The sequence below is a fragment of the Gordonia rubripertincta genome, assembly GCF_038024875.1.
In the GTDB taxonomy this organism is placed as follows: Bacteria; Actinomycetota; Actinomycetes; order Mycobacteriales; family Mycobacteriaceae; genus Gordonia; species Gordonia rubripertincta.
The window spans coordinates 3,073,647-3,087,397 of sequence record NZ_CP136136.1; the positions used below are offsets into that span (position 1 = coordinate 3,073,647).

Annotated in this window: 9 protein-coding genes; 6 read left to right on the forward strand and 3 right to left on the reverse strand. The window is 69.2% G+C overall.

Annotated elements, in window-relative coordinates; all coding sequences use genetic code 11:
• Positions 1 to 53 precede the first annotated feature (53 nt).
• Together RVF83_RS13995 and RVF83_RS14000 are read left to right on the forward strand one after the other, a co-directional pair.
• The gene (locus RVF83_RS13995) at positions 54 to 1,325 is read left to right on the forward strand and encodes an ATP-binding protein (protein ID WP_039880062.1); all 1,272 of its coding nucleotides are present in this window, start codon (positions 54 to 56) and stop codon (positions 1,323 to 1,325) included.
• Positions 1,322 to 2,041: a LuxR C-terminal-related transcriptional regulator gene (locus RVF83_RS14000; protein WP_005195888.1), complete on the forward strand. Its 720-nt coding sequence runs from the start codon at positions 1,322 to 1,324 to the stop codon at positions 2,039 to 2,041. Before RVF83_RS13995 ends, RVF83_RS14000 begins: the two co-directional genes overlap by 4 nt.
• A gap of 92 nt (positions 2,042 to 2,133) precedes the next feature.
• On the opposite strand, the gene RVF83_RS14005 is transcribed toward RVF83_RS14000, so the two are convergent.
• A complete protein-coding gene (locus RVF83_RS14005) occupies positions 2,134 to 3,393 on the reverse strand; it encodes a serine/threonine-protein kinase (protein WP_005195890.1) in 1,260 nt (419 codons plus the stop codon).
• Positions 3,394 to 3,472: 79 nt separating this feature from the next.
• Here RVF83_RS14005 and RVF83_RS14010 point away from each other — a divergent pair, with 79 nt between their 5' ends.
• The 3 genes from RVF83_RS14010 (at position 3,473) to RVF83_RS14020 (ending at position 7,247) form a co-directional block, all read left to right on the forward strand.
• Complete coding sequence (locus tag RVF83_RS14010) at positions 3,473 to 4,504, forward strand: Rv2578c family radical SAM protein (protein WP_005195892.1); 1,032 nt, start codon at positions 3,473 to 3,475, stop codon at positions 4,502 to 4,504.
• A gap of 305 nt (positions 4,505 to 4,809) precedes the next feature.
• Positions 4,810 to 5,598 (forward strand): hypothetical protein, encoded by a 789-nt coding sequence (locus RVF83_RS14015; RefSeq protein ID WP_005195893.1) that lies wholly within the window; start codon positions 4,810 to 4,812, stop codon positions 5,596 to 5,598.
• The gene (locus RVF83_RS14020; RefSeq protein ID WP_005195895.1) at positions 5,598 to 7,247 is read left to right on the forward strand and encodes a DNA polymerase Y family protein; all 1,650 of its coding nucleotides are present in this window, start codon (positions 5,598 to 5,600) and stop codon (positions 7,245 to 7,247) included. Before RVF83_RS14015 ends, RVF83_RS14020 begins: the two co-directional genes overlap by 1 nt.
• Positions 7,248 to 7,252: 5 nt before the next feature.
• Here the strand turns inward: RVF83_RS14020 and RVF83_RS14025 are convergent, their stop codons facing one another.
• Both RVF83_RS14025 and RVF83_RS14030 read right to left on the reverse strand, forming a co-directional pair.
• Positions 7,253 to 8,338, reverse strand: coding sequence for an alanine racemase (locus tag RVF83_RS14025; protein WP_005195897.1), 1,086 nt, complete (start codon positions 8,336 to 8,338; stop codon positions 7,253 to 7,255).
• Complete coding sequence (locus tag RVF83_RS14030; protein ID WP_005195898.1) at positions 8,335 to 10,275, reverse strand: SDR family oxidoreductase; 1,941 nt, start codon at positions 10,273 to 10,275, stop codon at positions 8,335 to 8,337. The genes RVF83_RS14025 and RVF83_RS14030 overlap by 4 nt, the downstream gene beginning before the upstream one ends.
• Before the next feature lie 177 nt (positions 10,276 to 10,452).
• Between RVF83_RS14030 and RVF83_RS14035 the strand changes: the two genes are divergently transcribed.
• On the forward strand, positions 10,453 to 13,737 hold the full coding sequence (locus RVF83_RS14035; RefSeq protein WP_005195900.1) for an error-prone DNA polymerase: 3,285 nt from the start codon (positions 10,453 to 10,455) through the stop codon (positions 13,735 to 13,737).
• Positions 13,738 to 13,751: the final 14 nt, after the last annotated feature.

A 13,751-nucleotide genomic window follows, 5' to 3' on the forward strand; every position in this document is an offset into this window, starting at 1 on the left:
AAACAGGGGTGAACCCCGATGTCCGGATTTGTCACCCGTGGGAACATCGAGGGGTGAGTGGAACGGAGGTGGAGCCTGCCCCGCGGCTGGTACGACGGGACGGCGGCCGTGTGGTCGCCGGTGTCGCCGGCGGGATAGCAGACCATCTGGGGGTCGACGTCTTCCGCGTCCGAATCGTGTTCGTGGTGCTCGCCGCACTGGCCGGGGCCGGGGTCGCGGCCTACGGTCTGCTCTGGTTCTTCTGCCCGCCCGGCAAGGACACCGCTCCGCCCGCCCCGGGCGAACGCCGGCAGTCGCTGGGACTGGCGGTGATCGGGCTGGTCGCGATGTCGGTGGTCGGGTTCGCCGCGTCGGGCACGCCCGCGGAGTACCTCGTTCCGTTCGTGTTCATCGCCATCGGCGCGAGCCTGGTGTGGCGCGAGTTCGACACCTCCCACCGCGCGCCGCGGGCCCCGCTGCTGACCTGGACACGGCTGATCGGCGGTGTGCTGCTGGTGGTCGGCGGGCTCGTGGTGATCGTCCTCGCCGGCGATCGCAGCTTCGGCGGGCTCAATTCGACGATCCTCGCGGTGGCGGCGACCCTGATCGGCGTCGTACTCCTGACCGTGCCGCTGTGGATGCGGATGTGGCGGGCCCTCAACGAGGAACGTGCCGCACGCATCCGTAACGCGGAGCGCGAGGAGATCGCCTCGCATCTGCACGATTCGGTGCTGCAGACCCTCGCTCTCATCCAGAAGAAGGCACATCGCCCGGAGGAGGTCGCGCGCCTCGCCCGCAGCCAGGAACGCGAGCTGCGCGCATGGCTGTTCGGCGACCCCGCCCAGGAGCGCGGTTCGCTCGCCGCGGCGCTGCGCAGCGTCGGCGCGGAGGTCGAGGACGCCTACGGGGTGGACGTCGAGATCATCACCGTCGGCGACCTGCGGCCCAGCGACGCCCGCGATGCCAAGCGATGGTCGGCGCTGGCGGGCGCCACCCGTGAGGCACTGGTCAACGCGGCCAAGCATTCCGGTGAGCGCACGGTCGACGTGTACTGCGAGGTGACCGAGGATCAGGTCGAGGTGTTCGTCCGCGACCGCGGCGTCGGTTTCGACCCGGACGTCGTCGACGAGGATCGGCAGGGCATCAGCCGGTCGATCCGGGCGCGGATGGAACGCATGGGCGGCCGCGTGGCGATCACCTCGAACCCCGGACGCGGCACCAACGTCGCGCTCACGATGCCGCGCGTCGACGGTGCGTCGGTGGTCGAGGAGTCGGGCGGCGCCGCGCCATCCGCGGTAGAACCGCAGGCAGAGAACGAACCGATCGACGACCGGAAGGTGAGATGACCCACGAGCAGACCCCGAACCCGACGGACACCACGACCGACGCCCCGGCGTCGACCTACACCGTGTACCTCGTCGACGACCACGCAGTGTTCCGTTCCGGGGTGCGGGCGGAACTGGCCGACGAGTCGGGACTACGTGTGGTCGGGGAGGCGGGCACCGTGCCGGAGGCCATCGCCGGGATCGTGGCCACCGCACCGGATGTGGTACTCCTCGACGTCCACATGCCCGCCGGCGGCGGGGTCGCGGTACTGCGGGGCGTCCTCGACAGGCTCGGCGCTGATGCGGAGAACGCGCCGGTCTTCCTCGCCCTGAGCGTCTCCGACGCCGCCGAGGACGTGATCGCGACGATCCGGGCCGGCGCCCGCGGGTATGTCACCAAGACGATCGACGGCGCCGAACTTGCCGACGCGGTGCGCAGGGTCGCCGAGGGTGACGCGGTGTTCAGTCCCCGGCTGGCCGGATTCGTGCTCGACTCGTTCACCGGGAAGTCGTCGGCCCCCGAACCGCCGCTCGATCCCGAACTCGACTCCCTCACCCGCCGTGAACTCGAGGTGTTGCGACTGCTGGCCCGCGGTTACACCTACCGGGAGATCGCCGAGGAGCTCTTCATCTCGATCAAGACCGTGGAGACGCACGCGTCGAACGTGTTGCGAAAAACCCAGCAGTCCAACCGTAATGCGCTGACCCGCTGGGCGGCCACGCGCCACATCGGCTGATCCCGCGGGTTCATTTCCCTGCCGCGGGCGCTATCCGGTAAGCGGGAAGGAATCGGCCACGCGGGAGCTACGGCGCATTCAACTCCGTGGCTCTAGCGCAGCAGCGCGATCGCCAGTACCACGAGCACCGCCAGCACCGCGAAGAACACGAACACCGACACCGCGAGTGCGGTGCTCGAGGTCGGGGAGTTCCGGGTCGGCTCCCCGTAGCCGGGGTTCATCGGCTGACGGTGGGGTGATGACGACCGGGACGTCATCGAATACGGCGGCGTCGACATCAGGGTCGGGGAGTGGTGCTCCTGCCGGGTGTGCGGGATGTCCCGTGAGCCGCGGTCGCCGGCCAGGGTCTGGGCGTAGGGCGGCAGCGTCGCGCCCGCCACCGGGCGGTGAGGCCCCGTCGTCGACGAACGGCTGTTGCGTTGCGCCCACACCGGCGTACCGGCGCCGGGGCGGGTGATGAGGCCGGTGAGCACCTGGTCCTTGGTACCGCGCGAACCAGCCGCGAACGCGGTGAGGGCATCGCGCGCCTCGGCCATCGTCGGCCGTTTCGTCGGGCTCGGTTCCAGCAGGCGCAGCAGGACCGGTTCGAGGTCGCCGGCCTTGGTCATCGGATTGATCCGTGCGCGGGCGACCTTGTGCAGCAGGGCGATCGAGTTGTCGTCGACGCCGAACGGCGGCTGGCCCTCGACCATCGTGTAGATGGTGGCGCCCAGCGAGTAGACGTCGGAGGCCTCCGTCGGCTCCGCGCCGCGGGCCACCTCGGGGGCGAAATACGCTGGCGTGCCGGTGATCACGCCGGTCTGGGTGAGGGTCACGTCGTCCTTCGCCCGTGAGATCCCGAAGTCGGTGATCTTGACGAGCCCGGCGTTGCGACCGCCCTCGGCGATGAGGATGTTGCCCGGCTTGATGTCGCGGTGCACGATGCCCGCCGCGTGGGCCTCGACCATCGCATCGGCCACCTGGGCGCCGATCTGGGCTGCTTCCCTCGGTTCGAGTGTTGTTGTGGCATGCAGGATCTGGGCGACACTGCGCGACGGCAGGTATTCCATCACCAGCCACGGCTCGCCGCGGTCGAGGGCGACGTCGTGCATCGCGATGGCGTTGCGATGTGACAGCTTCGCCGCGATGCGACCCTCGCGCATCGCCCGCTTGCGGACGTTGTCGGCGGAATCCTCGGTGAGGCCCTCGGTGGAGACGACCTGTTTGACGGCCACCTCGCGGTCGAGGAGCTGGTCGCGGGCCAGCCACACCGTGCCCATGCCGCCGCCGCCGATCCGCGACTTCAGGCGGTATCGGCCGGCCACCAGGTACTGGGGACCTGGGGCATGATGGGTTCCGACGGACGGTGGCATACGGCGATGATAGCGGCGAGGGCTCGTCCCCGGGCACCGCACTTGACAGTGCGATCGCACATGTGTTCGACTCGCTCTCATGCGATGGTCCGAGCAGGCGGTCGAGGCCGACGACGGGGCGCTCCCCGGGCTGAGCCGCTCCGGCCTGGTGCGGTCGGTGCGGACACCCGACTTCGAGGGCATCACCTTCCACGAGGTGCTGGCGAAGAGTGCTCTCAATCGTGTCCCGGAAGCATCTCATCTCCCGTTCCAGTTCACCGTCAACACTTTTCGTGGGTGCACTCACGCGTGCCGCTATTGTTTCGCCCGGCCGACGCACGAGTACCTCGACCTCGACGCGGGCAAGGACTTCGACTCCCAGGTGGTCGTGAAGCTGAACGTGGCCGCGGTACTGCGCAAGGAGCTCAAACGCCGCTCCTGGACACGGGAGACCGTCGCCCTGGGCACCAACACCGACCCGTATCAGCGCGCCGAGGGGCGGTACAAACTCATGCCGGGCGTGATCTCCGCGCTCGCGGAGTCCCGGACACCGTTCTCGATCCTCACCAAGGGGACGCTGATCCGGCGCGATCTGCCGCTGCTGCGACAGGCGGCGGGCCAGGTCCCGGTGAGCGTCGGCATCTCGCTGGCCATCGTCGATCCGGATCTGCAGAAGAAGATCGAACCCGGCACGCCGTCGCCGCAGGCGAGGTTGTCGGTGATCCGCGACCTCGCCGATGCCGGCCTCGCGCCACACGTGATGGTCGCACCGGTCATCCCGTATCTGACGGATGCAAAATCCCATCTCGACGAGCTGCTCGGGGCTCTTGCCGACGCGGGGGCCTCGGGCGTGACCGCGTTCCCCATGCACCTGCGTTCCTCGACCAAACCGTGGTTCCTGGAGTGGCTGGCCGAGGAACACCCCGCGCTGATTCGTAGGTACCGCGGACTCTACGGGCGCGGTGCCTACGTGACGCCGGAATACTCGTCGTGGTTGCGTGAGCGGATGCAGCCCTTGGTGCAGCAGCACGGGCTGGCGGGCTCAGGTGGTCTGCGGCAGTCCGGCTCGGACACGGGATCGCCGGAGTCGGTGGCTGCGCCCGAGCTGCAGCACGCGCTCACTCTGTTCTGACCCTCCTTGCGCCTGGGGACTCCTCGCACCTCAGGTAGCAGAGGGGGCTCCGCGCGCCTCGGGCGGCGGGGATCTCTTGTGACGAAAGATGCACCAGTGCAACGTGTTACGGCGGTGATGCGGATGCTGATGGTGCTCGGTTGACGCTTGTCGGTGGGTGGTTCTACTCTCTGGTTATCGAAACAATGTTCGAATGATCGGCGGACGAGATCACCCTCTCGGATCATTCCCACGGCGGTTCGATGACCAGATGGCGCAGCACCTTCCCGGCTCGCTCGAGTACCACCACGCGACTGGAGAGTGTCATGGATGTGTCGTCCCGTGTCATGGATGTGTCGTCCCGTACGGATGAATTGGCCGGACTCCGCCGACGCATGGCGGCGATGTCGGGACGCCCCGACCGGCCTGTGGTGGAGACACGCGATCCGGCCGCCGGTGTGCTGCCGATTCCGGAACCGCTGTCGGAGATATTGCCGCACAACGGAATTCCGCGCGGCACGGTCGCCCGGTTCGACGGTGCGAACTCGTTGCTGGTCGCGATGATCGCGTCGGTCACCCGTGCGGGCGGCCAGGTCGGGATCGTCGGGATGCCCCGGCTGAGCCTGTTGTCGGCGGTGGAGATGGGTGCGGACCTCTCGCGCATAGCCACCATCCCCGACCCCGGCCTCGATCCGGTGGAGGTGGCCGCCGTCCTGCTCGACGGCATGGATCTGGTGGTGCTCGGCCGGGTGGGTCCGGGCACGGCGGACACGGTCGCCCCGTCGCGGGCACGCGTGGTGATGGGACGCGTCCGCAAACAGTCTTCGGTCCTGCTGGTCGCCGGTGGCGCCTGGCCGGGTGCGCAGCTGAACATCGAGGCACGGGTGCTCACCTACCGGCACAGTCCGTTGCTGTCCGGCGCCACCGACCTCGACTCCGCGCGCAGTGGTTACGGCCGGATCGGCGGGATGAGACTGCAGGTCACGGCGTCGGGGCGCGGCCGTCAGACGCAGAGCACCGAGGTCGATCTCCTGGCGCGGGGCCAGGGTGTCGACCGCTCGGTGGAGATGGTCTCGACGACGAGCACTCGTCCGGTCCTCGCGGTCGCGAACTGATGACACGGCAGGAACTCACCAGGCGGACCCTCGCGCTCTGGTGCCCGGACTGGCCGGCGATGGCGGCGGCCGCCGAGGCCGATCTGCCGCCGCTGCATCCGGTGGCGGTGCTGTCGGCGAATCGGGTGGTGGCCTGCTCGTCGACCGCCCGGTCCGTCGGCGTCCGACGCGGCATGCGCAAACGCCAGGCTCAGGCACTCTGCCCGGAGATGACCGTCGTCACGGCCGACGAGGTCCGTGACGGCCGGCTGTTCGATCCGGTGGTGGCCGCGGTGGCCGAGGTGATCCCGACTCTCGAGGTGCTCCGTCCGGGGCTGCTGGTGATCCCCGGTGATCGGGCGGCGCGCTACTTCGGCGGCATGGAGGCACTCGCCGAAGAACTCGTCGACATCGTGTCGGCCTGCGGCATCGAATCGCAGGTCGGCATCGCCGACGAGATCTTCACCGCGGTGCTCGCCGCGCGGCGCGGTCACCAGGTGGAGCCGGGCGGGGACCGGGCATATCTCGCCGACCGGCCCATCGCCGACCTCGCCCTCGAACCGAGCATGAGCGACCCGTCGCGTGCCGAGCTCGTGGACCTGTTGCGGCGCCTGGGGATCGGCACCATCGGCGCATTCGCCGAGATGGACATCGCCGACGTGGCGACCCGTTTCGCCCGGGACGCGGTGCTCGCGCACCGTCTGGCCAACGCGTTGCCGGGTCGCGTGCCGTCGGGTCGCCACCTGCCGGCCGAACTGGACGTCGACCACACCTGCGATCCACCCGTCGATCGCATCGATGCCGCGGCGTTCATCGGCCGTACCCTCGCCGAGAAGCTCCACCGACGCCTGCGCGATGCCGCCGTTGCCTGCACCCGACTCACCATCGAGGCGACCACCGAACGCGGACAGCAACATTCGCGGACGTGGAACTGTGCGCAGCCACTGACCCCGGAGACCACCGCGGACCGCATCCGGTGGCAACTGGAGGGCTGGCTGACCGGTGGCCGGCGGGGGAACGGACGGGCGGGAGGCCAGGTCAAGGACACCCGCCCCGACTCGCCGATCGTGCGCCTGCGGCTGGAACCGGTGGAGGTCGTCGAGGCCGGTTCCCTGCACTATCAGCTCTCGGAGACGCTTGCCGGTGGCTCGGCGGTCGACCCCGACGTCGAAGAACGCGCCCGACGCTCCCTGGTCCGCATCCAGGGACTGCTGGGAGGCGATGCGGTGCGCATCCCGGTTCTCAGCGGCGGCCGCGGCCCGGCCGAACGGATCACGATGGTGTCCCTCGGCGACGAGCGGACACCGCGCCGCGACCCCTCCGCGCCGTGGCCGGGCCACCTGCCGCAACCCACCCCGACCGTGCTGGTGGAGACGGCGATCAACGTGCTCGACGCCCTCGGCCAACCGGTGCGGGTGACCGAGCGGGGAGCGTTCACCGCTGAACCGGTGACCGTCCGGCTGTCGGAGTCGTCGGGCGGCGGAAGAGGTCGAAAGGCGAGCTGGGGACTGTGCTGGTGGGCCGGCCCGTGGCCGGTCGGCATGGACCGGGCATCCGCGGCGGGGACCACCGAGCTGACCGCCCGTGCGCAGGTCCTGCTCGACGACTCACGCGCCCTGCTGCTCTTTTATCGCGGCGGGGAGTGGATCGTCGAGGGGGTCTACGAGTGAGGGCCTCAGCTGTTGCGCCCCCGCGCGATGACCGGCCAGCGGGTGTCGGAGCCGTCGATCGCCACCAGTTCGTCGACGAGGTTGACCGCGTTGCACACGTGATTCGGCACCACGCGCACGTAACTCCCGATACCGGGGATGCGCTCGTCGGACGCCGTGGCCGGGAATTCCACCACCGCATGATGTTCCGACAGCATCACGATGCGGGCGTCGTGATGATCGAGGAGCCGGCCGTACCCGGTGGCCCAGGGGGCGCGGTCGGCGCCGAGGATCTTGCTACCCGCGTCGAGGACGATCCGGTGGTTGTCACGGCGCACCACGGTCGCGACCGCGGTCAACGAGACCTCGCCGAAGCCGCACGAACCGATCTCCACCTGCTGTGCGTCGTTGAACGGGTACACGCCGGGCCGGATCTCGGTGAGGACGTTCGCCTGCTCGGCGTCGAGCAGGCCGACCGTCGGGGTCGAGCCGCCACTGCGCACCAGTGGTTCGATTCCGTTGGCGCGCAACCCGTCGGATGCCGTCGCCAGTGCGGCCAGTTCCTGGGCGGCCGCGTTGCGTCGGGTGTCCCCGAGACCATAGGAGTGGCCCGGGAAGGTGAACACGCCGGTCACGTCGAGTCCCTCCGCGACGCCTGCCGCGCCGACCGAGCCGGCCAGTTCGGGGGTGACGCCGGTGCGGTGCTGGCCGGAGTCGACCTCGACGAGCACCTGTACCGGCGTCGAGCCCAGCGCTGAGGCGAGATGTCGTGCGCCGGCGAGGGAATCGATTCCCAGTCGCAGGGTGACCCGCTCGGCGAGGGCACGCAGCCGAGCTGCCTGACCGGCGGTCGGCCACAACGGGTACGCGATGAAGATGTCGGTGCATCCGGTGTCGTCCGCGGCGTCGGCGAAGGCCTCGGCCTCGCCGATGGTCGCCACGGTCAGTCCGACCGCGCCGTGCTCGATCTGCAGGCGGGCGATCTCGGCGCACTTGTGGGTCTTGGCGTGCGGTCGCACGTCGACCCCGAAACTCCGGGCTGCTCCGGCAAGACTGGCGAGGTTGCGATCCAGGCGGTCGACGTCGACCTCGAGGTACGGGGTGTCGATCACGCGTCGCGACCACCGGAACGGCGGGCACGCCCCATCGCGGCCGCCGACTCACCGAACAGCAGGTACTCCTGATGCAGGATGCGGGTGGTCAGGTCGGGGATGAAGCGGTGCCCGATCTCGGCGATCGTCCCGACGACCGAGCTGACCCGTTTGGGCCGGTCGACGATCGCGTGCAGGACGCGGGCCGCGGCCTTGTCCGCGTCCCAGGTGCCGGGCTGGTTGTCGTAGGCCTCGGTGGGCGAGATCATGCGCGTCTTCACCAGCGGCAGACGCACATTGGAGAACGTGACGTGATCGGAGACGGTCTCGGTGCCGGTAACGTCGCTGAACGCCTCCAGCGCCGCCTTCGACGCCGCGTAGGCGCCGAAGCGTGGTCCGCGGGACTGCACCGCGATCGAGGTCACGTTGACCACATGTCCCGACCGCCGGGCCACCATGTGCGGCAGGAGTCCGAGGACGAGGTTGACCGCGCCGAAGTAGTTGACCGCCATGACCCGGTGGTAGTCGTGCGAGCGCTGTACAGAGTTCACGGTGGCGCGCCGGATGGACCGGCCGGCGTTGTTGACCAGCACGTCGACGTGACCGTGCTCGGCGAGCACCGACTTGACCAGCGCGTTGACCGACTCCTCGTCGGTGATGTCGCACTGGTAGGCCACCGCCCGGCCCGGCGGGATGCCCTTCTTGCTGGTCGTCGAATTCAATTCGTCTGCGGCGGAATCGAGTTCCTCGGCAGACCGGGCCACGATCATCACGTTGGCGCCGCGGGCGACACACATCCGGGCGGTGGCCTTACCGATACCGCTCGACCCGCCGGTGATGAGGATGTTCTTGCCCACCAGCGGACCCCGGGGGTCACGGCGACGGTTGCGGGAGCGGTCGAGGTGGGCAGACCAGTACTGCCACAGGCCGGGTGCGTACTCGGTGAAGTCGGGGACGCTGATCCCGTGCTCGTGGAGAACGGCGAGGGTGGCGTCGGAGGAGAAGTCCACCGGCAACGACACCGCGTCGAGCACCGCCGACGGGATACCTTGTTGGGCGGCAAGGAGATTGCGGCCGACGCGGGCCGGTCCCATGGCCGACAGAGCGAGCGCGGGCTCGACCACCGAGTGCGGGATGACGTCGAAACCGCGGGGCGCACCGAAGGCCGGGGCGAGGGCGTTGTACATCTCGGTGGTGGTCAGCGAACGCCGGTCGCCGAGATGGAACACCAGTCCGCTGCGTTCGGGGTCGACGGCTATGAGCGCGACCATCGCGGCGGCGACGAAGTCGACGGGCACCATGTTGAGAGTGCCGAGATCGGGCATCGGCAATCGCAGCCTCGACGGCAGGTGGCCGAGCGTGGCGAGGTGACCGAAGAAGTAGTAGGGGCCGTCGATCTTGTCCATCTCGCCGGTTCGCGAGTCGCCGACCACGATCGAGGGTCGATACACCCGCCACCGCAGGCCCTCGCGTTCGCGGACGACCCGCTCCGCCTCGAACTTGGTCCGGTGATATGCCGTCGGAAAACCTTGGCCGACTTCGAAATCGGCCTCGGTGAACCGACCGCGGTGATCGCCGGCGACGGCGACCGAGGACACGTGGTGGAACAGTGCGTCGTGGGCGATGGCGAAGTCGGCGGCGCGCGAGGTGCCGATGACGTTGGCCGCACGCTGTGACTCGGCGTCGGCGGCCATGTCGTAGATCGCCGCGAGGTGAACCACATGGTCGAACTCCGGCAGGTCATGCGCGTCGAGGCCGAGGCCCGGGCTGGTCAGGTCCCCGACGACCGGGGTCACCCGACCGGTGGCGCCGAGCTCGTCGAGCAGGACGTCGAAGGCCGATCGTGAGGATTCGCGAACGAGGGCGTGGATGGTGGCGCCGGGGTCGACGGTCAGAAGTCGATCGATGACGCGTCGGCCGATGAATCCGCTGCCTCCGGTGATGAAGTAGCTGGTCATGTAGGGATCCCATCATGTGAGCGGGCGAGTCGCCCGCTGGATGTCCTCGTCCCCCCGATGGGAGCTGGAATCTATCTGGTACTGAGGGTTGCACTTACCTCGGCCGAGCGCAATGATCCTTGCGGAATCAAAGGGTTCCGAATGTCGTGTCGAACTTATGTTCGATAGACTGTTCGGGTGGGCTGGGATCAGGGACCACCGACGTGGTCGGAGATGGAGCGGGTGCTCTCCGGTCGGGCGCCCGGCGGCGGTCGTCCGGGCACCGCCTTCGGTCCCGACGACAGCGACCACGCGATGTTCCCGGGAGACGGCGGCGACAGTCCGGCCTGGTCGCGCAAACGCGGCGCCTACCAGGCGGAGGACATCGCGCGCGGCTCGTCGTCGGTGGCCTATGCCGAACTCCACGCCCACAGCTCGTACAGCTTCCTGGACGGCGCGTCGATGCCGGAGGAGCTGGTCGAGGAGGCGGAACGCCTCGGACTCCAGGCGCTGGCCGTCACCGATCACGACGGCTTCTACGGCATCGTCCGGTTCGCCGAGGCGGCCCGCGAGTTCAGGATGCCGACGGTCTTCGGTGCCGAGCTGTCGCTGGAACCCGACATCGCCCGGACCGGCCTCAACGATCCGCCGGGAGAACACCTGCTGGTCCTCGCCCGCGACGGCGAGGGCTATCGGCGGCTGTCGCGGACCATTGCCGAGGCGCACATGGTGGCGGGCGAGAAGGGGTTGCTGCGCTACGACCGCGACGCCCTGGCCGGTGCGGGCGACGGACACTGGCTGGTCCTCACCGGCTGCCGGAAAGGTGCGGTCCGGCGTGCGCTGGACCGCGGCGGCGTCCCGGCCGCGGAGATCGCGCTGCGGGAGATGATCGAGACCTACGGCCACGGCAACGTCGTCCTCGAACTCACCGCTCAGGGCATGCCCGACGACGACGAACGCAACGGTGTGCTCGCCGGTCTCGCCGCCCGCATCGGGGTGCCGACGGTTGCGACCACCGGTGCGCACTTCGCCGCACCCCGACGCCGCCGGCTGGCGATGGCGATGGCGGCGGTCCGGGCACGCACCGACATCGAGACCATCGCCGGTTGGATGCCAGGCGTCGCCGGTGCGCACCTGCGCAGCGGCGACGAGATGGCCCGACTGATGCCCGCGCACCTCGACGCGATCGACAACGCGGTCGGTATCGCCGCCGACTGCGCCTTCGAGCTCGGTCTGATCGCACCGGAGTTGCCGCCGTTCGACGTGCCGGAGGGATACACCGAGGCCAGCTGGTTGCGCGAACTCACCATGACCCGCGCCCGGCGCCGATACGGCACACCGGTCGAACATCCGCAGGCCTACCGGCAGATCGAACACGAACTCGCCATCATCGAAACCCTCACGTTCCCCGGCTATTTCCTCGTCGTCGCCGACATCGTCGACTACTGCAAGGCCAACGACATCCTCTGTCAGGGCCGGGGGAGCGCCGCCAACTCGGCGGTCTGTTACGCCCTGGGGATCACCAACGTCGACCCGGTCGCCAACAAGCTGCTGTTCGAGCGATTCCTCGCGCCGGAGCGCGACGGGCCACCCGACATCGACATCGACATCGAGTCCGACCGTCGTGAGGAGGCCATCCAGTACGTCTACCGCCGGTACGGCCGGGATCGCAGCGCGCAGGTGGCCAACGTCATCACCTATCGCGGCCGCTCGGCGATCCGGGACATGGCGCGGGCGCTCGGATACGCGCCCGGGCAGCAGGACGCCTGGGCCAAGTCCCCGGACACCGCACCTTCCGACGTGACCGATCTGGCCGGTGAGATCCTCGGCATGCCACGCCATCTGGGCATCCACTCCGGGGGGATGGTGATCTGCGACCGGCCCATCGCCGACGTCTGCCCCACGGAGTGGGCGCGGATGGAGAACCGCAGCGTGCTGCAGTGGGACAAGGACGACTGCGCGGCCATCGGGCTGGTCAAGTTCGACATGCTCGGCCTCGGGATGCTCTCCGCGCTGCACTATGCGATCGATCTGGTCGCCGAGTACAAGGGCATCGAGGTCGATCTCGCCACACTCGATCTCGCCGAACCGGCGGTCTACGAGATGTTGTGCCGCGCCGATTCGGTCGGCGTGTTCCAGGTGGAGTCCCGCGCCCAGATGGCGACCCTGCCGCGGCTGAAACCGCGTTGCTTCTACGACCTGGTCGTCGAGGTGGCGCTGATCCGCCCCGGTCCCATCCAAGGCGGTTCGGTGCATCCCTTCATCAAGCGGCGCAGCGGGGAGGAGCCGGTCACCGTCGAACACCCGTCGATGCACAAGGCCCTCGAGCGGACGCTGGGCGTGCCGCTGTTCCAGGAGCAGCTGATGCAACTGGCCGTCGACGTCGCGGGCTTCGACGCCTCCGAAGCAGACCAACTACGTCGGGCGATGGGCTCCAAACGTTCGCCGGAGAAGATGGAACGACTGCGCAGACGCTTCTACGCCGGCATGGAGAAGCTCCACGGCATCACCGGCGAGACCGCCGACCGCATCTTCGAGAAGATGGCCGCCTTCGCCAACTTCGGCTTCCCGGAGAGTCATTCGCAGAGTTTCGCGTCGCTGGTCTTCTACTCGTCGTGGTTCAAGCTGCATCACCCGGCGGCGTTCTGCGCGGCGCTGCTGCGGGCACAACCGATGGGTTTCTACTCGCCGCAGACCCTGGTCGCCGACGCCCGCCGGCACGGGGTGGCGGTCCATCGTCCCGACATCAACGCCTCCCTCGCGCACGCGACGCTGGAGAACGAGGGCCTCGACGTGCGGTTGGGGCTCGACGAGGTGCGCGGGGTCGGGGAGGAGGTGGCCCAGCGGATCGTCGACCGGCGTGCCGACGGGCCGTACACCGACATCACCGACGTCTCCCGCCGGGCCGCGTTGAGCGCCAAGGAACTCGAGGGGCTCGCCGGGGCCGGGGCCTTCGACGGTTTCGGTCTCAGCAGGCGCCAGGCGCTCTGGGAGGCCGGGGCGGCCGCGACCGTCCGCGACGACCAACTGGAACTACGCTCGGCGGGTGCCACGCCGACGCTGCCCGGCCTGTCCGACATCGAACTGGCGGCCACCGACGCGTGGGCCACCGGCATCACCCCGAAGTCGTATCCGACGCAGTTCCTGCGCCCTCGGCTCGACGCGATGGGGGTGGTGGCCGCGGACCGGTTGCTGTCGGTGCCCGATGGCGCACGCGTACTGATCGGTGGGGCGGTGACACACCGCCAACGACCTGCGACGGCCTCCGGAGTGACCTTCATCAACCTCGAGGACGAGACCGGGATGGTCAACGTGGTGTGTTCCGTCGGCCTCTGGGCGCGGTACCGTGTACTGGCACAGACAGCACCGGCATTGCTGGTGCGCGGTCGGGTACAGAATGCTGAAGGTGCCGTGACCGTCGTCGCAGATCGTTTGCAGCGCATGGATCTTCGGGTGGGAACCAGATCCAGGGACTGGCAGTAGCCCGTAGGGGTCCT

Coding starts and splice junctions, on each gene's coding strand:
- RVF83_RS14000 (WP_005195888.1), top strand. CDS start 1,322: ATGACCCACGAGCAGACCCCGAACCCGACGGACACCACGACCGACGCC.
- RVF83_RS14005 (WP_005195890.1), bottom strand. CDS start 3,393: ATGCCACCGTCCGTCGGAACCCATCATGCCCCAGGTCCCCAGTACCTG.
- RVF83_RS14010 (WP_005195892.1), top strand. CDS start 3,473: ATGCGATGGTCCGAGCAGGCGGTCGAGGCCGACGACGGGGCGCTCCCC.
- RVF83_RS14015 (WP_005195893.1), top strand. CDS start 4,810: ATGGATGTGTCGTCCCGTGTCATGGATGTGTCGTCCCGTACGGATGAA.
- RVF83_RS14020 (WP_005195895.1), top strand. CDS start 5,598: ATGACACGGCAGGAACTCACCAGGCGGACCCTCGCGCTCTGGTGCCCG.
- RVF83_RS14030 (WP_005195898.1), bottom strand. CDS start 10,275: ATGACCAGCTACTTCATCACCGGAGGCAGCGGATTCATCGGCCGACGC.